Source organism: Pseudoduganella sp. SL102 (assembly GCF_027856995.1).
GTDB classification, from domain to species: domain Bacteria; phylum Pseudomonadota; class Gammaproteobacteria; order Burkholderiales; family Burkholderiaceae_D; genus Rugamonas; species Rugamonas albidiflava.
Map to the genome: position 1 here is coordinate 5,047,189 of NZ_CP115554.1, position 17,622 is coordinate 5,064,810.

A 17,622-nucleotide genomic window follows, 5' to 3' on the forward strand; every position below is an offset into this window, starting at 1 on the left:
CGTGACCGCGGCAGTGAATGGCTCGGCGGGCAGCACAGGCGCCACGCGCCAGGCGGCGATGACGCAATTGCTGCAGGGCGTGGCCGACGACATGGCGGCTTACCGCACCCTGCTCGACCTGCTGGAGCAGCAGTTCGATGCGGCCATCCGCCACCAGCAGGAACGGCTGGGCCAGCTCGCGGCCGAGATCGGCGCGCTGGTCGACACGCTGGAAAGCCGGCGCGTGGAACGCGTCGCGTTCGCCACGCGGCTGACGGGGGCAAGCCCGTCGATGGCGCAGGTATTTACCCTGCTGCGCCCGGAACCGCGCGCCCGGCTGGAAGCCGACTGGAGCGCGCTGGAACAGATGGTGCTGGCGGCCAAGGCGGCCAGCAAGCGCAATGGCGACCTGCTCGCCGAACAGTTCACGATCATGCAGCGCGTGCTGCATGGCGATAACCAGACGTACGAACCCGCCTGATGACGTTCCCGACCATGCCCACCCAGGCCACCGCGGCCACCGTGTCGAACATGACCTCGGCACGCCCTGCCCTGCCGTCCGCGTTTGCCGGCGGCGGCGGCAGTACCGGCTTTTCGCCGGCGTTCCAGGCCGTGCAGGCCGACGTGGCGACCTTCATCGCGCAGGGCGGCGGGATGTCCTTCGACAGCCCGGACACCCCGCTGTCGGCCGACGGCGCGGCGCTGCGCGCCAGGCTGGCGGCCCAGGCGATCGGCGGCACGGACTTGGCCAACGGCGCAGTCAACGGTGCTGTCGATGGCAACGGCATCGATGGCGACGCCCAGCAGCAATTCCTGGCAACCATCCGGCCGCATGCGGAAGTCGCCGCGGCCAGGCTCGGTGTGTCGCCGGACATCGTGGCGGCCCACGCTGCGCTCGAGTCCGGCTGGGGCCAGCGCCCGCTGCGCAACGGTACCGCCGACAGCAACAACCTGTTCGGCATCAAGGCCGGCAGCGGATGGCAGGGCGACGTGGCCGCCAATGTCACCACCGAATACGAACACGGAACGCCCGTAAAGAAAGTGGAAAAGTTCCGCAGCTACCCGGACCAGGCCAGCGCGTTCCGCGACTATGCCGACCTGCTGGCTTCCAACCCGCGCTACCAGAAAGCCCTCAATGCCGGCGATGACGCGCATGCGTTCGCCAGCGGCCTGGCGCGCGGCGGCTACGCCACCGATCCGGCCTATGTGCAGAAACTGTCGAAACTGGCGTCGCGGATCGCGCGCACGGAGTATTGATGGCCTTTTTGATGGCCTGATCGATGGCCTGATCGATGGCTTGAGCAATTCTGGCGCGCGACTGTGGCGCGGCCATGAGAAAGGGGGCGGTTCCATGATGGGACCGCCCCCTTTTCACATCCGTCGACCGGTCAGCTCTTGCGGCGGCGGCGCACCACGGCCGTGACCGCCAGGCCGGCCAGCAGCATCGCATAGGTGCCCGGCTCCGGTACCGGCGTCGTGACCACGTCGCGCGAGAACAGGGTCAGGTTGGAGAAGTCGGGCGAATTGCCCTGGCCCTGGCCAACGGTCCAGAGGATTTCCCAGTCGCCCTGCAAGCTCTGGCCGGCCAGCACGGTCTGGTTATCGAACAGCCAGGCGCCACCCTGGTTGCCGGCGTGGATCGCAAACACGAGGTCGAGCGTGATGTTGGTGGTGGTGCTCGTGTTGGTGATCGTCCACAGTCCCTGCGTGCCGGTGGCATCGACGAACGTGAATGTCAACGGGCCGAGATTGGCGAACTCGCTGCTATGGTCGTATTTGTCGAGCAGCGAGAAGCTTCCCGTGCCGGTGCCGTCGAACGCCGTGCCGAAGCCGCTGGTATCGCCGTTCGGGCCCGCATGCGGATTCCAGCCCGCCTCATAGGCGAACGCATCGGCGGCCTGGCCGTCGAGCGTCACGTCCGCGGCGCTGGCGCTGCCGATCGCGGCGTGCGCGTTGAACGCAAAGGCCAGGATGGCCGATGCGGCTGCCAGTTTTTGTACTAGAAGTTTCATTTTTATTCCCCACTCGTTGGTGCCGGAGCGCCGGCCACGGAATGCCACGGTAGGCAGACCTGGGAAGTCTAGCAGAGGAACATTGAGATAAAGTAAATTAATTCGGGTCGATGTTCTCGCAAGTCGTTGTTTTATAGGGAAAAATCTTCTTGCTACTCAACTTCCATGGAAGCTCAGGCACAGTGCATGCCATATTGAAATCTTCTCACCATTTTTACTATTGGTCTTCCCATCACCCGTGCCATCGCAGCTCGGAGAAGCCAACCGTGCTGGCCATGTCGGTGACGGCGTAGCCCGGCGGAGCGCTACGCCGTCAGCCGCTCAGGTCAGTGCCGTTGGCTCTTCCGGCGCAGCGCAACGCCCGTCACCATCAGGCCCGCCAGCAGCATCGCGTACGTGCCGGGTTCCGGCACGGGCGTCGTCACCCTGTCGCGCTCGAACAGGGTCAGGTTCGAGAACTCGGGATGTGCGCCGTTATTTCCAACCGTCCACATGATCTGCCACGTGCCGGGCAGCGTTTCGGTGGCGCCCGGGTTGATGACCTGGTCGTCGAACAGCCAGGCACCGCCCTGGTTGCCGGCATGGATCGCGAACACCAGGTCGAGCGTGATGATGTCGCTGCCGGTATTGGTGACGGACCAGGTGCCGCTGGTCCCGCCGGGCGCCTGGGCGAAGGTGAACGTCAGCGGGCTCGTATCCGGAAAACCGGAGTCCTCGTATTTGGCGAGCAAGGTGAAATCGCCCATCCCGAAACCGTTGAAGGCGGAGCCGAAACCGCTGGTGTCGCCCATCGGACCGGCATGGGGGTTCCAGCCTTCCTCGTAAGCGAACGCGTCGGCGGGAGCGCCGTCGAGCGTGACGTCGGCGGCGCTCGCGCTGCCGATGGCGGCGTGGGCATTCAGTGCAAAGGCAGCGATGGCTGCGGCGGCAAGGCATCGCTGTCGCAGCGTTTTCATCAGGTCGTTCATGGCATGGTCCCCGTTGGTGTGCATGCCGGAACCGCGGCTGCGATCGCTACGGCATACGCATTCAACTTAGCAGGCCATGCGGCAGGGTCGACCGCAACCGGCGCGGCACTTGATGCCGGCCCAAGTGACTGGTTTTCAAGAGGAACTAAAGCTGTACTTCGCAGTCACTCGGCGGGCTCGACCTGGCCGATGTCCGTCACCCGGGCGCGGATCGTGACGCCGCTGGCATTCTTGACACGAATCGAGGTGCCGCGCCCGCCGCCGTCCAGTGCCTCGCCGGCCATGCTGACCTCGATGCCTTCGCGTTTCGCCACGATGCGCACCGCGTCGCCGCGCTTGACCAGCGTGGGCGCGACCAGCATGTTTTGCCGCAGCACGTCGCCGGCGCGGATGGTGCGGCGCGTGGCCAGGTCCTGCACCATCGTCAGATCGGAGAAACTGTCGGGCATGCCGCTGATATCGTGGCGCTCGAGCAACACATCCTCTGGCGACAGGGTTTTCCCTGTTGGCAAGTCCGTTGCCGCAACGGCCACTTTCGCCGAAATCTTCGCCCGGGTGACGAATTCATAACGCCAGCCACCCTGGTCTGGACAGATTGCCACAAAGCGCATGCGCGCCGGGGTCCGCACATCGGCCGGCTCCACTCTGGGCGGCTGCGCGCAGGCGCCGATCGGCCGGGTATTGCGCACTACCTCGACAGTGAACTGGGCGTCCACCCAATTTGCCAGGCTGGCATGTCTTTTCAACTGTTCCTGCGCGACTTGTTGCACCTGGACGACAAGTTGCTCGCTCGTGACCGGTGCTGCCACTGAAAACTTGATGGTGCCGATGAGCAACAGAGGGAAAAACCGGAGTACAATTCGTTTGTTGAACATGGGCAACACCTTCTGCAGGGCCTGATTTGGATCAAAACGGCCGGCAATGTTTCATGCCAGCCGGCGGCCATTTTACATGGGCTGTCACGCCATGTAGGGCGGCTCGTCTCACAGGGAGAAATAATGGGAATCAACTTCAAGGAAGCCACCGGGATCCACGCCGATGCGCTTCACCTGCGGGCGGAACGGACCCGCGTCCTGGCCTCGAACATCGCCAACGAAAATACGCCGGGCTTCCAGGCCCAGGATATCGACTTCGCCGCATCGATGGCGCAGCTGCGCTCGCAGGACGCGGGCGGTCTGGCGCTGATGGGTGACAGCGATCCGCTGTACCGCGTGCCGTTCCACCCCAGCACCGACGGCAACACCGTCGAGATCGGCGTCGAACAGGCAGCGTTCTCGCAGAATGCCACCGACTTCCAGACCAGCCTCACCTTCGTCAACATGAAGCTGCGCGGCTTGGCCAAGGCGATCAACGGACAGTAAGCCGGGCGGGAAAATATTTCCGCACATCATGGCGAGTTTGTCATTCAGAAAGCCCGGGGCGCGTCGATAACCGCCCTGTCAGCCCAGCAGGAGAACTAATGAGTTTCAAGGATATTTCCCAGATCGCCGGTTCCGCCATGGCGGCGCAAACGGTGCGCCTGAATACGGTGGCATCGAACCTGGCCAATGCCGATTCGGTGTCCGGCAATGAAAACGACACGTACCGGGCCCGCAAGCCCGTGTTTGCCGCTGTCATGAACGAAGGCCCGAACGCCGACAGCGGCGGGCGCGTGCAGGTGCTCGACGTGGTCGAAAGCGCCGAGCCGCTGCGCAAGGTGTATGAACCCGACAATCCGATGGCCAATGCCGACGGCATCGTGTTCTACCCCAACGTCAACCAGGTCGCCGAAATGACGGACATGATGTCCGCCTCGCGCGCCTTTGAAACGAACGTCGAAGTGCTGGGCCGCCTGCGCGGCATGCAGCAATCCCTCCTGAAACTGGGCGAAAGCTGATCATGGAAACCAATCTCTTTACCAATTCCGCCGGCGCGGCAGCGGCCACCGGCGCGGGCACCCCGCCGGTTACCAATGGCGCCAGCGCGGCTGGCAAGACCAGCGAAACCCAGGAAATGTTCACCAAGCTGCTGGTGGCGCAGATCCAGAACCAGGATCCGCTGGCCCCGTCGGACCCGGCGCAGTTCGTCCAACAGCTGACCCAGCTGTCGCAGACCGAAGCGCTGCAGAGCCTGGCCTCGCTGACCAGCAACAACGCCAGCGTGCTGCAAAGCATGCAGGTGCTGGGCCTGGGCGCCCAGGTGGGCTCCGAAGTGATGGCCAGCGCCACCAGCGTGCAGCTGGACGGCGCCAAGGTCGGCGGCGCGGTCACGCTGGGCTCGAACAGCAGCAAGACGACCCTGGTGCTGACCGGCGCCGACGGCGTCCCCCACGAACTGGCCCTGGGCCCGCTGACCGCGGGCACCTCGCCGGTGTCGATCGACCCGACGGCGATGGGCTTGCCGCCGGGGAATTACAAGATGCAGGTCGTCACTTCCTCGGGCGAAACCCCGGCGCTCGATATCGCCGGCCGCCTGAACAGTGTGCGCCTCGGCTCGAACGGCAGCATTGTGCTCAACATCGCCAACGTCGGCGAAGTGGCACCGAGCGCAATTACCGCCTTCAACGGTAAATCCAACTCCACCGCTGTCGCCGCTGCCGGCGCCACCACCACCTCTCTGTAACAAGGACCCGCCATGAGCTTCAATATCGCACTGTCCGGCATCCAGGCCGTCAACGAGCAGCTGAACAGCATTTCCAACAACATCGCCAACGCCAGCACTTACGGCTACAAGGCGCAGCGCGCCAACTTCTCCTCGATGTACGCGGGCAGCCAGCCGACCGGCGTGCAGGTGGGTTCGACCACGCAGAACATCGGCCTGTCCGGCGGCGTGCTGTCCACCGGCCGTTCGCTGGACGCCTCGATCAATGGCCGCGGCTTCTTCGTCAGCAAGACCGGCTCCGGCGAGACCGTGTACAGCCGCGTCGGCATCTTCACCAAGGACGGTTCCGACTTCCTAGTCGACAGCGCCGGCCGCCGCGTGCAGGGCAACCAGCTGACGCCGGGCGTGGAATCGGACGGTGTGCCGGGCGATATCAAGGTGCCGACGCAGACGCTGAAGGCCAAGCCGACCACCGAGATCGACTTCGCCGCCAACCTGTCGGCCGACTGGAAGAAGCCGGCCATCGCCTTCGACCCGGCAGCCCCGGATCCCGCCAGCTACAACATGACCAAGGTCACGCTGGCCTATGACAGCCAGGGCAAGAGCCACACGGTGAGCCAGTACTTCGCCCGTACCGACGACGCCACCAACAGCGTTGCCGTGTACACGCTGATCGACGGCCAGGAGCCTTCGGCCGGCACCGGCATCACCCTCACCTTCGACCAGGACGGCAAGCTGACCAACGATCCGACCACGCTGGCGATGACCTACGACCCGGCGCCGGCCGCCGAGATGAACATCACCCTGGACTACGTGGGCACCACGTTCCAGGCGGGCGAAGCGACCACCTCGGTCAACATCGCCGATGGCTACACGACCGGCCAGTATGTCGGCGTGGAACTGGCATCGGACGGCAAGGTGGTCGCCAAGTACTCGAACGGCGAACAGCAGGCCGTCGGCCAGATCAAGCTGGCCACCTTCTCGAACGAAGATGCGCTGATCCCGGTGAGCGACACCAGCTGGACCGCGAACGGCGCCGACGTCGGCACCGTCAGCCTGGACAACCCGGGCAAGAGCGTGGCCGGCAGCCTGTCGACCGCCACGCTGGAAGGCTCGAACGTGGACATCACGTCCGAACTGGTCGGCCTGATGGGTTCGCAGCGTAACTACCAGGCCAACTCGAAGGTGATCACCACCGAGAACCAGATGCTGCAGTCCCTGATGCAGGCAATGTAAGGCTGAGCTGACATGGATGCGCTGATCTATACCGCGATGAGCGGTGCCGAGCGGGCCCTGCGGGGCCAGCAGGTACACGCCAACAACCTCGCGAACATGGACACGGGTGGCTTCCGGGCCAACCTGGAACTGGCCACCGCCCAGAAGGCGTCCGGCTATGGCTACGACGACCGCCACATGGCCACCATGCAGGCCAATGCGATCTCGACCAAGCAGGGCACGCTGCGCCCCACCGGCCGCGAGATGGACGTGGCCCTTTCCGGCCCCGGCTACTTCGCCGTCGAAGGTCCGACCGGCGAAGCCTACACCCGCGCCGGCGCGATCACGCTGGACCAGGATGGCACCATGACCGTGAACGGCATGCCGATCCTGGGCGAAGGCGGCCCGATCACGCTGCCGATCCACAGCAAGGTCGAGATCGGCCAGGACGGCACCGTGTCGATCCAGAGCCCGGGCGGCCGCGGCGAGATGCAGGTCATCGACAAGCTGAAGCTGGTGCGCGCCGAAGGCAGCGAGCTGACCAAGAACGAAGCGGGCCTGATCGTGTCCCGCGATGGCCAGCCGCTGATGACGGACAACACCGTCACCGTGCGCTCGGGCCACCTGGAAGGCTCGAACGTGTCCGCCGTCGAAGAGATGGTGGCGACGATGAGCCTGAACCGGACGTTCGAAGTGCAGATGAAACTGTTCAAGGCCGCGGACGACATGACCCAGGCCGGCAACCGCCTGGTCAGCGGCAACTGATTTTTCATCACTTGCCGACGTTGCATCGCAGCCCTAGGTAACGCAAGAAAAACAGTATCTGTCGCTAGTGCTGCTTGGCCAAGCCACCCCAAGTGCAAACTCCGGGGTCAGACCCGGCGGGTCTGACCCCTGCCCTTCGCCGTTGGGGTGAATGCATGCGCTTCGACGTGTGCTAACCAAACGGCATTGTTGGCTGTCACCGCTTTGACGTCCCCATACAACACCGTCGCCTGCCGTGCGACAGGTTTTTCCACGCAGCACTAAAGTTGCCGTACGGATTGTCGTAACCGGGTAAAGTTTCCCGGCACACAGAACACACTCAGGAGCATCGTATGAATCCAGCAATGTGGATCAGCAAGACCGGCGTGCAAGCGCAGGACGCCAAGCTGCAGGCCATCGCCAACAACCTGGCCAACGCCAACACCGTCGGCTTCAAGAAGGACCGCGTGGTCTTCGAAGACCTGTTCTACTCGGTCGAAGGCCAGCCGGGCGCGCAGCGTGCCGACAACAACACGCTGGCGCCGACCGGCGTGCAGCTGGGTAACGGTACCAACATCGTCGGCACCCAGAAGGTGTTCACCACCGGCAGCACCCAGATCACCAGCAACCAGTACGACGTGGCCGTGATGGGCAATGGCTTCCTGCAGGTGCGCCGCCCGAACGGCGAAGCGGCGTTCACCCGCGCCGGCCAGCTGGGCCTGGACGCCAACGGCGTGCTGATCAACGCACAGGGCCTGCCCCTGGTGCCGCAGATCACCGTGCCGAACAACGCCACGTCGATCACGATCGGCGAGAACGGCACCGTCACCGCGACGATCCCCGGCAATACCCAACCGACCGAACTGGGCCAGCTGACGCTGACCACCTTCATCAATCCGGCCGGCCTGCAGGCGCTGGGTGAAAACCTGTTCTCGGAAACCGCCTCGTCCGGCGCGGCGACGGAAGGCCGTCCGGGCGATGCCCAGTTCGGCAAGATCAAGCAAGGCGCGCTGGAAGCGTCGAACGTGCAGGTGGTCGAGGAAATGGTCGACATGATCGCCGCGCAGCGTACCTATGAAATGAACACGAAGGTGCTGTCGGCCGCCGACAACATGCTGCAGTACCTGGCGCAAGCCGCCCGCTGATTTCTTTCACCGACACGAAAGTACCGTTTGATGATCAAAGCGCCACTGTGCGCAATGGCCGCGATGCTGCTGGCCGGTTGCGCTTCCACTCTCGCCCCTCCCGCCGTGCGTCCCGGCCCGTTCGACGAACCGCCGCAGGTGGTCCGGTCCGCCGCGCCGCGCGGCACGTCGGGCGGCGTGTTCTCCGCCGATGCCGGGCTGTCGCTGACCTCGGACAGCCGCGCCTTCCGCGTCGGCGACGTGGTCACCGTGATCCTGCAGGAAACCACGCAAGCCTCGAAGAGCGCCGGTACCAAGCTGGGCAAGGATTCCGGCATTTCCGTCACGCCGCCCGCACTGCTCGGCAAGACGTTCCCGAAGGCGGGCATCGACCTGTCGGCGGGCCACTCGTTCCAGGGCGACGCCACCGCCACCCAGCAAAATGCGCTGACCGGCGCGATCACCGTGATCGTGCAGGAAGTGATGCCGAACGGCTTGCTGAAAGTGGCCGGTGAAAAGGGTGTCACGCTGAACCAGGGCGAGGAATTCCTGCGCCTGCGCGGCTACCTGCGCGCCGCCGACATCGACGCCAACAACCAGGTGTCGTCGCAGCGCATCGCCAACGCGCGCATCGCCTACTCGGCGCAGGGCACGCTGGCCGACACCAACCAGCCGGGCTGGCTGCAGCGCTTCTTCCTCGGCCCCCTGATGCCGTTCTGAGGACACCGATGAAAAAATTCCTTGCTTCGCTGATGGCCGTGGGCGCGCTCGCGCTGGCCGCCGTACCCGCGCAGGCCGCCCAGGCGCTGCGCAACCTGGTCTCGATCGAGGGCGTGCGTGACAACCCGCTGGTCGGCTACGGCCTGGTGGTGGGCCTGAACGGCAGCGGCGACTCCACCCAGGTGAAGTTCGCCAGCCAGTCGGTGGTCAACATGCTCAAGCAGTTCGGCGTGAAGATGCCCGATGGCGCCGATGCCAAGAGCAAGAACGTGGCCGCCGTGATGGTGTCGGCGGTGTTCCCGCCCGGCTACCGCCGCGGCCAGGCAATCGACATCACCGTGTCGTCGCTGGGCGATGCGAAATCGCTGCGCGGCGGCGCCCTGCTGCTGACGCCGCTCCGCGCGGCCGACAACGAAGTCTATGCGCTGGCGCAGGGCAACGTGGTGGTCGGCGGGCTGTCGGCGGCCGGCAAGAGCGGCTCGTCGGTGACCGTCAACACCCCGACCGCGGGCCGCATTCCCAACGGCGCGATGATCGAACGGGAAATCCCCACCGATTTCTCGACCGCCGGCTCGGTGCGCCTGTCGCTCAAGCGCCCAAGCTTCGAGACGGCCACCAACATCGTCGAATCGATCAACCGGAAATTCGGCGGCATCGCCACCACCGAGGATGCCACCAGCGTGTCCGTGGTGGCACCGGAAAACCCGACCCAGCGCGTCGCCTTCATGGCCAAGCTGGAAGCGCTGGCGATCGAGGCCGGACAGGAAAATCCGCGCGTGGTGTTCAACTCGCGCACCGGCACCGTCGTCATCGCCGAGGGCTTGCGCGTGAAGGCGGCCGCAGTCACGCACGGCTCGCTGAAGGTGGTGATCTCGGAAAGCTCGAAGGTCAGCCAGCCGGGCCCGCTGTCCGGAGGTCAAACCGCCGTCACGCCGCAATCGAACGTGTCGGTGGACCAGGGCGGCCGCCCGATGTTCCAGTGGCCGCCGGGCGCCAAGCTGCAGACCATCGTCGACACGGTGAACAGCCTGGGCGCCACGCCGGACGACATCATGGCGATCCTGCAGGCACTCGACCAGGCCGGCGCCATCGAAGGCGAACTGGTGGTGATCTGATGGATTCGCGCCTCGTGACAGGGAACTCCGCCATGAACGCCGCGGCCGGCCCGGCCGGCGGCGCGCTCGGCCTGAACGAAGCCAGTTCGGTGCTGCCGCAGGCCGTGGCGCCCGCCGAGACCGATCCGGCGGCGGCCGCGTACAAGAAAAAGGCCAGCGAAGCGGCGGTGAAGTTCGAAAGCTTCTTCATCGGCCACATGCTGAAACAGATGCGCAGCTCCACCAAGGAGCTGGCCGGCGACGACAGCATCTACAAGGATTCGATCAACAGCGACATGCTGGACATGGCCGACAACATGGTGGCCGACCAGATGGCGAACCAGCGGGCCTTCGGCATCGCCGACGCGATCCTGCGCCAGCTGCTCCCCAAGGCGCCGGCCGCGCCCGCGGCACCGATGCCGGCCACGGCGATCGAACCGGCGGCGCAGCCGGCCGCACAAAAAATTTCCACAAAGACTTAATCTCCCGGGGCGCGCAGTCGCCTTGACTAGTTAAGAGAAAGTCGCAGTCCGCCAGGCCCTGTCCTGGCGGGCCCACTTCAACGGATCAGTCATGACCATCATCAATAACGCATTGTCGGGCGCCATCGCCGCGCAAGCCGCGCTGAACGCGGCCAGCCAGAACGTGGCCAACCTGCAGACCCCGGGCTACACGCGCCAGGGCGTGCTGCTGGCCGCCATCGCCCCGGGCAGCGGCACCAGGCAGGCCGGCAATGGCGTGGAAGTCAGCTCGCTGCTGCGCATCTCGGATGCCTACAAGACGCAGCAGATGTGGCGCGCCAACGCCGAGCAGGGCCGCTATGCGACCACGCAGCCTTACCTGACACAGCTGGAACAGGTGATGGGCGACGACAAGTCGAGCCTGTCGTATGGCGTCGACAACTTCTTCAAGGCGCTCAACGCGGTCGGCGAGGAACCCACGTCGGCACCGCTGCGCGGCCAGGTGGTGGCGCAGGCCGGCGCGCTGGCGGAAAGCTTCAACAGCATCTACCAGGTCACCCGCAACCAGCAATTGTCGGTGCAGCAGCAGCGCGACGCGATCGTGCCGAAGTTCAATACGCTGACGCAGAACATCGCCGCGCTCAATACGCGCATCGTCGCCGCGAGCGCCACCGGCACCAACGTTTCCTCGCTGATCGACGAGCGCGACATGGCCATCGACAGCCTGTCGCAGCTGGCCGCCCTCGAAGTGCTGGAACAGCCGGACGGCAGCCGCGCGGTCTCGCTGAAATCGGGCCAGCCGCTGGTGGTGGGCAACCAGGCCGCTTCGCTGGGCATCGACACCAGCGGCGGCACGCCGCAGATGCAGGTGACCTTCGCGCGCTCCGTGTACGGGGTGGACGACACCGCGGTCGGCGGCCAGATCGGCGGCCTGGGCACCTTCGAGAAGAATGTGCTGCAGCCGCTGCAGGATTCGATCGTGTCGATGGCCTCGCAACTGGCCACCAGGATCAACGACCAGCTGGGCGCCGGCACGGACAGCGCCGGCAATCCGGGCAAGCCGATGTTCGCCATCAATGGCGGCGGCGGGGGCGGCATCCTGTCCGTCTCGGCCGGCTACAGCGCCGACGACCTGGCCCTGTCCGCGGACGGCACGCCGGGCGATTCGGCCAACCTGCAGATGCTGGTGGACATCAAGAACCAGACCATCACGCTGGGCTCCGTCGGCACCGTGATCCTGGGCGACGCCGATACCCAGCTGGTGGGCAAGCTGGCCATCGACAGCCAGCAGAACAAGTCGCTGCTCAACACCGCGACGACGATCCGCCAGCAGTCGGAGGATGACTGGGCGGCGACGTCCGGCGTCAACCGCGACGAGGAAGCCATGAACCTCGTCGAGTTCCAGAACATGTACCAGGCCAACATGAAGGTCATCGCCGTGGCGAACTCGCTGTTCGACGCCACGCTGGCGATGTTCGGCTAAAGGATTCCACCATGCGTATCGCAACCACCCAGTACCAGGCCACCCTCGCCCGCTCCCTCGAGCTGAACCAGACGATGGCGTCGCGCCTGACCCAGCAGATGGCGTCCGGCAAGGCTGTCATGCTGCCGTCGGACGACCCGATCAGCCATGTGCGGATCTCGCGCCTGACGCGCGAAGAAGCCATCATCGACCAGTACCGCGAGAATATCGGCGCGGTCAAGATCCGCTTGTCGAAGAACGAGAGCTACCTGTCCGGCATGGTCGGCGACCTGACCAAGGCGAACGACCTGCTGGTGTGGGCGGCCGATGGCGGCAACACGCCGGACGATCTGAAGTCGATGGTGGACAGCCTCGTCGCGATACGCGACAGCGTGCTGTACACGGCCAATACCCGCGACCAGGAAGGCAAGTACCTGTTTTCCGGTACCATGACCGACACCCCGCCCATCGCGTTCGACGGCGCCAGCTACAGCTATGCCGGCAATGCCGGCGAACAGAAAGTCGTGGTCGGCAACGGCATCACGCAGACCGTCAATGTCAATGCCGGCGGCGTGGATGCGCTGCTGAACAAGCTCACCGAAGCGATCGGCGCGTTGCGCAACACCACCACCGACTCGTCGGCCGAACCGCTGAAGGGCTTGATCTCCGAGACGATGACGATGGTGCAGTCGACCCAGGACGACCTGGCCGGCAAGGTCGCCAGGCTGGGCGGCGCGCAGAACGTGCTGGCCACGCTCGACAGCAACCACGCCAACGTGAGCCTGTCGAACAAGTCCGCGATGACGGAACTGGGACAGCTCGATTACGGTGTCGCCGCCAGCGAACTGTCAGGCTACAATATGGCTCTGCAAGCCACTTACCAGTCTTATTCGAAGATCAGCAATCTGTCGCTGTTCAATGTTCTTTAAGTCAGTGTTCTTTAAGTCAGTGTTCTTTAAGTCAGTGTTCTTTAAGTCAATGTTCTTTAAGTAAGTGACGTCTGGTAAATGATGCTCGGCAAATGATGTTTAGCAAATAATGCTCGGCAAATATTCTTAAGCAGTAATGTTCTTCAAGCTTCACGTTTTTCAGTCAGTACCGGTTGATCGAACCCGATCGATGCAGTCCGGTCGATCCATCCGATTGATGTAATCACTTTGATTTAACACTCGCCATGCAAATCGTACAGCGCTCCAGCACTGCCGGCGTCAGCAAGGACTCGTCGGCGTCGACGACGACCGGGCTCGACCAGGCCGGCCTGGCAGGCGCTGCCCAGGGAAAAACGTCGGCCCACGGGCCGGCGCCGGGGGCCTCGGCCGCGCCCCCCACCCAGGCCGCGCCGCTTCGGCGCGGGCTGAGCAACTGGGACCAGCCCCTGCAGAACGATATTTCCAGCGCCCAGCAGGCGGTGGATTTCCTCGAACAAAGCGCCGCGCAACTGCGCGCGCTGAAGACCGACCTCGCCACCAAGCTGGCGGCGCGCCAGATGCGCGACGGGCAGCTCGAACAGCAGGTGCGGCAATTCGCCGATACCTGGCGCAACCGCCGCGAGGCGACCGGCGGCTCGCTCGATGCGCGCCTCAAGTTCAGCGGCGCGGAACCGTCCAGCCAGCGCTTCACGGTGCGCGGCATGTCGCTGGCGAACCTGCGCAATGGCGCCCGCGAGACGCTCGCCGTCGCCGTCGGCGGTGGCGCGCAGGGGCTGCGTTCGGTGCACCTGTCGCCCGGCCTGTCGGACGAGGAAATCGTCGCGCGCTTCGACCAGGCCCTGGGCCCGGCGGGCGTGCGGGTTTCGTCGAACGACGATGGCGAACTGGTGTTTTCCACCAGCGAGAACAGCTGGCCAGGCGTGCGCGATTCGATCGCCGTCCAGGGCAGCGGCATCCGCTTCCCCACTGGCCAGCTGAGCCGCCTGAAGGCGGAGCCGGAAGCGCCCGTGGTGGCACCCGAGGGCTGGGGCACCGACGACATCGAATCGATGCGCGACACGCTGCAGCAGGTGATGCAGGCGCTGTCGCACGTGGAAGCGGCGCTGGCCAAGGTCCATGGCGAATTGAACATGGCGACCCAGCGTGCCCAGAGCGCCATGCCCGACATCGAAGTGGCCGGCGTGGATGACCTGGCAACGCGCTTTTCCACCATCGCCAACGAGCCGGGCTACCAGTCGCTGCTGGCCCTGACCTCGGCCCTGGTGGGCATCAACCGGGACCGGGTGGTTTCGCTGCTGAGCTTGCGATAGCTGTCGTAGTACCAGCACCGGAATCAGCAACGCTGCCGGACCAGTCCAGCCGCACCTGCCGCGCCAGCGCCAGCAACTCGTTCGCTGGCGCCGGCCGCGCAAACACATATCCCTGCGCCAGGTCGCAGCCGGCGGCGGTCAGCAGCGCCAGCTGCGCTTCCGTTTCCACTCCTTCCGCCACGACTTCCAGGCCCAGCTTGTGGGCCAGCAGGATGATGGCTTCGCACAGCGCCAGGTCGCCGGAATCGCCGGTCAGCCCGGCCACGAAGCTGCGGTCGATCTTCAGGTAGTCGATGTCGAACTTCTTCAACTGGGCCAGCGCGGAATGGCCGGTGCCGAAGTCGTCCAGCGCCACCTGCATGCCCAGCGCATGCAGGCGCCCGAGCCGCTCGAACACGTGTCCGGCCGGTTCGTTCAGGATATCTTCCGACACATCGGCGACCAGGCTGCGCGGCGGCAGCCGCAGGCTTTCCACATACCCCAGCCAGCCGTGCGCCTCGTCGCGCAACTGGGCCGACGTCACGTTGATGGTGACCTGGAACGGCCGGCCCAGCTCGCGCTGCCACGCCAGCACCTGGTCGGCCGCCTGGCGGAAGGCCCGGTCGCCGATATCGAGCAGCACGCCGGACGATTCCGCGCCGGCGATGAAATCGGCAGGGTTCAGCAGGCCGCGCTCCGGGTGGCGCCAGCGCAGCAGCGCTTCGGCGCGTTCCACCATGCCTGTCTTCAGGTTGACGATGGGCTGGTAGTGCAATTCGAATTCCTGCTGCACGGCGGCGCGGCGCAGGTCCACTGCCAGCCGGGCGCGCTGCTGGGCGGCCGACTGCATGTCGTCGGTGAAATAGGTATAGCGGTTGCGGCCGCTGTTCTTGGCCGCGTACATGGCCTGGTCGGCGTGCCGCAGCAACTCTTCGGCGTCGGCCGCGTCGGAAGGGTACAGCGCGATGCCCACGCTGCCCGAAATCGTGCCCTGCGCGCCGCCGGCCAGTTCGAATGGCCTTTGCAATACCGACACGATATCCTCCGCCACCCGCTCGGCATCCTGCACGTGGCCGAGCCCTGGCAGGATGGCCACGAACTCGTCGCCGCCGATGCGGGCCAGCGTATCCGTCGCGCGCATGCACGCCCCCAGCCGGGCCGCCGCCTGCACCAGCAGCGCATCGCCCTGCTGGTGGCCGAAGCGGTCGTTGATCTGCTTGAACTGGTCGAGGTCGATGAACAGCAGCGCCAGGAAACTGCGCTCGCGGCGCGCCTTCTTCATTTCGTGGCGCAGCCGTTCCTGGAACATGTTGCGGTTCGGCAGGCCGGTCAGCGCATCGAAATTGGCCTGCTGGTAAGCCAGCTCGGCCGACTCGCGGTGTTCGGTGATGTCGGCAGCCAGCGCCAGCGCGCCGAGGAAGCCGCCGTCGGCATCGAACAGCGGATTGGCGGTCAGGTGCACCCACAGCGGCGTGCCGTCGCTGCGCATGAACTTCAGCTCGTGCCGCCCGGGCATGCCTTCCTGCTGCCGCGCGACATTGCGCTCCAGCAGCGAGCGCCCTTCCGCGTCGAGGAAGGAGACCAGCGGCCGGCCGGCCATCGCCTCGACCGGGTAGCCCAGCATCTCGGCCATGCGCGGGTTGGCGAAACTGGTGCGCGCGGCGGCGTCGAATTCCCAGATGCCTTCGCGCGCGGTCTGCACGATGCGGCGGAAGCGCTCCTCGCTTTTCTCCAGGGCGGCAAGGCGCCCTTCCGCCGGTTCCACGGTGAGGCGCAGCGCGCCGGCCGTGCCGCAACCGAGCAGCGTGACGGGCACGCCCCGGTCGCCCCGGTCGCGCTCCAGCTGGACGCCGCAGCGCACCGGCTCGTGGCTGGCCAGCGCGCGCGCGGCGAAAGCATCGAAATCCGGCAGGAAGCGCTGTGCCACATAGGCGCGGAAACTTTTTCGCCCCGCGCCGGAGCGGTAGATGCCCAGCAGGGCGGCGCCGGCCAGGTTGGCCTGGAGGATCGTCGCATCCTGCGCCAGCAGGAATACGCCGACCGGTGCCAGCAGGTACAGGTCGTCGAACCGCTCGTGCTCCGGCCTGGCGCCGCGCGGCGCCAGGTCGCTGCCGCCGAGGGCCGCCAGCAATCCTTCCTGCGACAACCCGGCGGGCAAGCCCGGCAGCAGTGATGGCACCGGCTCGGTGACAGGGCTGTCGAGCGGGCTGTCGGGCGGGCCGTTGCGCGGACTGTCGGGCGGATTTTCGCTGGGATGGTCCATGAGGTTATCCATATCGTGATGAAACCCTCGTAAACTGACTGACGGCTGTCGAGAATGCCGGATCAGCCTAGCATGCACGCCTCGCCAAGTCGAGCGCACGCCGCACGCGGGCGCCCCTGCGCGGGCCGGGGCGCGATGATGGTGCGGGAATGGTTCAGTGACGGTGCGGCGGTGTGCGGCGACCGTGCGACGATGGTGCTGTGATCGCGCGGTGATGGTGCGGTGATGCTGCAACCACGGTGCATCGGTCGCGCGGCGCGGGTGCCACGCGACGGGATTGCGGTGCCGGATTGCGGTGCGGGATGGCGCTGCCGGACGAGGCGGCCGTGCCCGTCCCTTCAGTAGTGGCGGCGGCGTCCGAAGTTGTGGCCGACCACCAGCGTGGTAGTGGCCACCAGCGTGGACAGGCCGAGGATCAGCTGCACCAGCTTGTCCGCGGGCAGGATCCACATCGACCCTTTCGGCGGCTCCGCCTCAGCGACCGCGGCGATCAGTGGCGCCACCCACTCGGCGTCCGGCGTAATATCGAGAACGACGGCGTCATCCGAGGTCTGCATGAAGATGTCGCCTCCGGCGGCCAGCGTGAAGCACACCCCATAGCCGGTCTCGTTCTTGCCGACATGCTCCTGCAACGCCAGGTCATGCTCGGCAATCCACAGTTCGGCATCGGCGGGGGTTTCCAGTGCCGTCCACGGCACGGGGCGGAACCGTGGTTGCGCCCCATCGTCTTTTTCGTGCTGCATGGGTCTTTCGTGTTCGTGTTCGCGCTGCGTGTTCAACGT

General features: G+C 65.7%; 18 protein-coding genes and 3 pseudogenes. 15 read left to right on the forward strand and 6 right to left on the reverse strand.

The features are described from left to right. Position 1 precedes the first annotated feature (1 nt). The gene (flgN, locus tag OU994_RS21315) at positions 2–460 is read left to right on the forward strand and encodes a flagellar export chaperone FlgN (RefSeq protein ID WP_281607548.1); all 459 of its coding nucleotides are present in this window, start codon (positions 2–4) and stop codon (positions 458–460) included. After that, positions 460–1,236, forward strand: a complete 777-nt coding sequence (locus OU994_RS21320) for a glycoside hydrolase family 73 protein (protein ID WP_281607549.1) — start codon at positions 460–462, stop codon at positions 1,234–1,236. The genes flgN and OU994_RS21320 overlap by 1 nt, the downstream gene beginning before the upstream one ends. 131 nt (positions 1,237–1,367) lie before the next feature. Here the strand turns inward: OU994_RS21320 and OU994_RS21325 are convergent, their stop codons facing one another. The 3 genes from OU994_RS21325 to flgA all read right to left on the reverse strand — a co-directional run bounded on the left by OU994_RS21325 (position 1,368) and on the right by flgA (position 3,834). Next, positions 1,368–1,991 carry a PEP-CTERM sorting domain-containing protein gene (locus OU994_RS21325; protein WP_281607550.1) on the reverse strand — a complete coding sequence of 208 codons (624 nt, stop codon included), beginning with the start codon at positions 1,989–1,991 and terminating at the stop codon, positions 1,368–1,370. A gap of 326 nt (positions 1,992–2,317) precedes the next feature. Then, entirely contained in the window at positions 2,318–2,959 is a 642-nt protein-coding gene (locus OU994_RS21330; RefSeq protein ID WP_281607551.1) for a PEP-CTERM sorting domain-containing protein, read from the reverse strand. 164 nt (positions 2,960–3,123) lie between these two features. Beyond that, entirely contained in the window at positions 3,124–3,834 is a 711-nt protein-coding gene (flgA, locus tag OU994_RS21335; RefSeq protein WP_281607552.1) for a flagellar basal body P-ring formation chaperone FlgA, read from the reverse strand. 123 nt (positions 3,835–3,957) lie between these two features. Between flgA and flgB the strand changes: the two genes are divergently transcribed. The 11 genes and pseudogenes from flgB to flgL all read left to right on the forward strand — a co-directional run. Next, positions 3,958–4,320 (forward strand): flagellar basal body rod protein FlgB, encoded by a 363-nt coding sequence (gene flgB / locus OU994_RS21340; protein WP_281607553.1) that lies wholly within the window; start codon positions 3,958–3,960, stop codon positions 4,318–4,320. A gap of 98 nt (positions 4,321–4,418) precedes the next feature. Beyond that, positions 4,419–4,835 carry a flagellar basal body rod protein FlgC gene (gene flgC / locus OU994_RS21345; RefSeq protein ID WP_131145189.1) on the forward strand — a complete coding sequence of 139 codons (417 nt, stop codon included), beginning with the start codon at positions 4,419–4,421 and terminating at the stop codon, positions 4,833–4,835. Between the two features lie 2 nt (positions 4,836–4,837). Further along, on the forward strand, positions 4,838–5,560 hold the full coding sequence (locus tag OU994_RS21350; protein WP_281607554.1) for a flagellar hook capping FlgD N-terminal domain-containing protein: 723 nt from the start codon (positions 4,838–4,840) through the stop codon (positions 5,558–5,560). Positions 5,561–5,572: 12 nt separating this feature from the next. Then, positions 5,573–6,775 carry a flagellar hook protein FlgE gene (locus OU994_RS21355; RefSeq protein WP_281607555.1) on the forward strand — a complete coding sequence of 401 codons (1,203 nt, stop codon included), beginning with the start codon at positions 5,573–5,575 and terminating at the stop codon, positions 6,773–6,775. Positions 6,776–6,787: 12 nt separating this feature from the next. Continuing rightward, positions 6,788–7,519, forward strand: a complete 732-nt coding sequence (locus tag OU994_RS21360) for a flagellar basal body rod protein FlgF (protein WP_281607556.1) — start codon at positions 6,788–6,790, stop codon at positions 7,517–7,519. A 332-nt stretch (positions 7,520–7,851) separates the two neighbouring features. Continuing rightward, positions 7,852–8,643 carry a flagellar basal-body rod protein FlgG gene (gene flgG / locus OU994_RS21365; RefSeq protein WP_174800394.1) on the forward strand — a complete coding sequence of 264 codons (792 nt, stop codon included), beginning with the start codon at positions 7,852–7,854 and terminating at the stop codon, positions 8,641–8,643. 30 nt (positions 8,644–8,673) lie between these two features. Beyond that, positions 8,674–9,342, forward strand: a complete 669-nt coding sequence (gene flgH / locus OU994_RS21370; protein WP_131145185.1) for a flagellar basal body L-ring protein FlgH — start codon at positions 8,674–8,676, stop codon at positions 9,340–9,342. A gap of 8 nt (positions 9,343–9,350) precedes the next feature. After that, on the forward strand, positions 9,351–10,457 hold the full coding sequence (locus OU994_RS21375) for a flagellar basal body P-ring protein FlgI (RefSeq protein WP_281607557.1): 1,107 nt from the start codon (positions 9,351–9,353) through the stop codon (positions 10,455–10,457). After that, positions 10,457–10,918 carry a rod-binding protein gene (locus OU994_RS21380; RefSeq protein WP_281607558.1) on the forward strand — a complete coding sequence of 154 codons (462 nt, stop codon included), beginning with the start codon at positions 10,457–10,459 and terminating at the stop codon, positions 10,916–10,918. Before OU994_RS21375 ends, OU994_RS21380 begins: the two co-directional genes overlap by 1 nt. Positions 10,919–11,009: 91 nt before the next feature. Further along, positions 11,010–12,380, forward strand: a complete 1,371-nt coding sequence (gene flgK / locus OU994_RS21385; protein ID WP_281607559.1) for a flagellar hook-associated protein FlgK — start codon at positions 11,010–11,012, stop codon at positions 12,378–12,380. An 11-nt stretch (positions 12,381–12,391) separates the two neighbouring features. Continuing rightward, positions 12,392–12,910 (forward strand): annotated as a pseudogene (gene flgL / locus OU994_RS31780) (flagellar hook-associated protein FlgL); the annotation flags it as partial. Positions 12,911–13,207: 297 nt separating this feature from the next. Here the strand turns inward: flgL and OU994_RS31785 are convergent. Beyond that, positions 13,208–13,318 (reverse strand): annotated as a pseudogene (locus OU994_RS31785) (hypothetical protein); the annotation flags it as partial. On the opposite strand from OU994_RS31785, the pseudogene OU994_RS31790 reads away from it, so the two are divergent. Together OU994_RS31790 and OU994_RS21395 are read left to right on the forward strand one after the other, a co-directional pair. After that, a pseudogene (locus OU994_RS31790) lies at positions 13,312–13,356 on the forward strand (hypothetical protein); the annotation flags it as partial. The pseudogenes OU994_RS31785 and OU994_RS31790 overlap by 7 nt on opposite strands. A gap of 177 nt (positions 13,357–13,533) precedes the next feature. Continuing rightward, complete coding sequence (locus OU994_RS21395) at positions 13,534–14,598, forward strand: hypothetical protein (protein ID WP_281607561.1); 1,065 nt, start codon at positions 13,534–13,536, stop codon at positions 14,596–14,598. On the opposite strand, the gene OU994_RS21400 is transcribed toward OU994_RS21395, so the two are convergent. Both OU994_RS21400 and OU994_RS21405 read right to left on the reverse strand, forming a co-directional pair. Next, positions 14,558–16,840, reverse strand: coding sequence for a bifunctional diguanylate cyclase/phosphodiesterase (locus OU994_RS21400; RefSeq protein WP_281607562.1), 2,283 nt, complete (start codon positions 16,838–16,840; stop codon positions 14,558–14,560). The genes OU994_RS21395 and OU994_RS21400 overlap by 41 nt on opposite strands. 338 nt (positions 16,841–17,178) lie before the next feature. Then, on the reverse strand, positions 17,179–17,583 hold the full coding sequence (locus tag OU994_RS21405) for a hypothetical protein (RefSeq protein ID WP_281607563.1): 405 nt from the start codon (positions 17,581–17,583) through the stop codon (positions 17,179–17,181). Positions 17,584–17,622 lie beyond the last annotated feature (39 nt).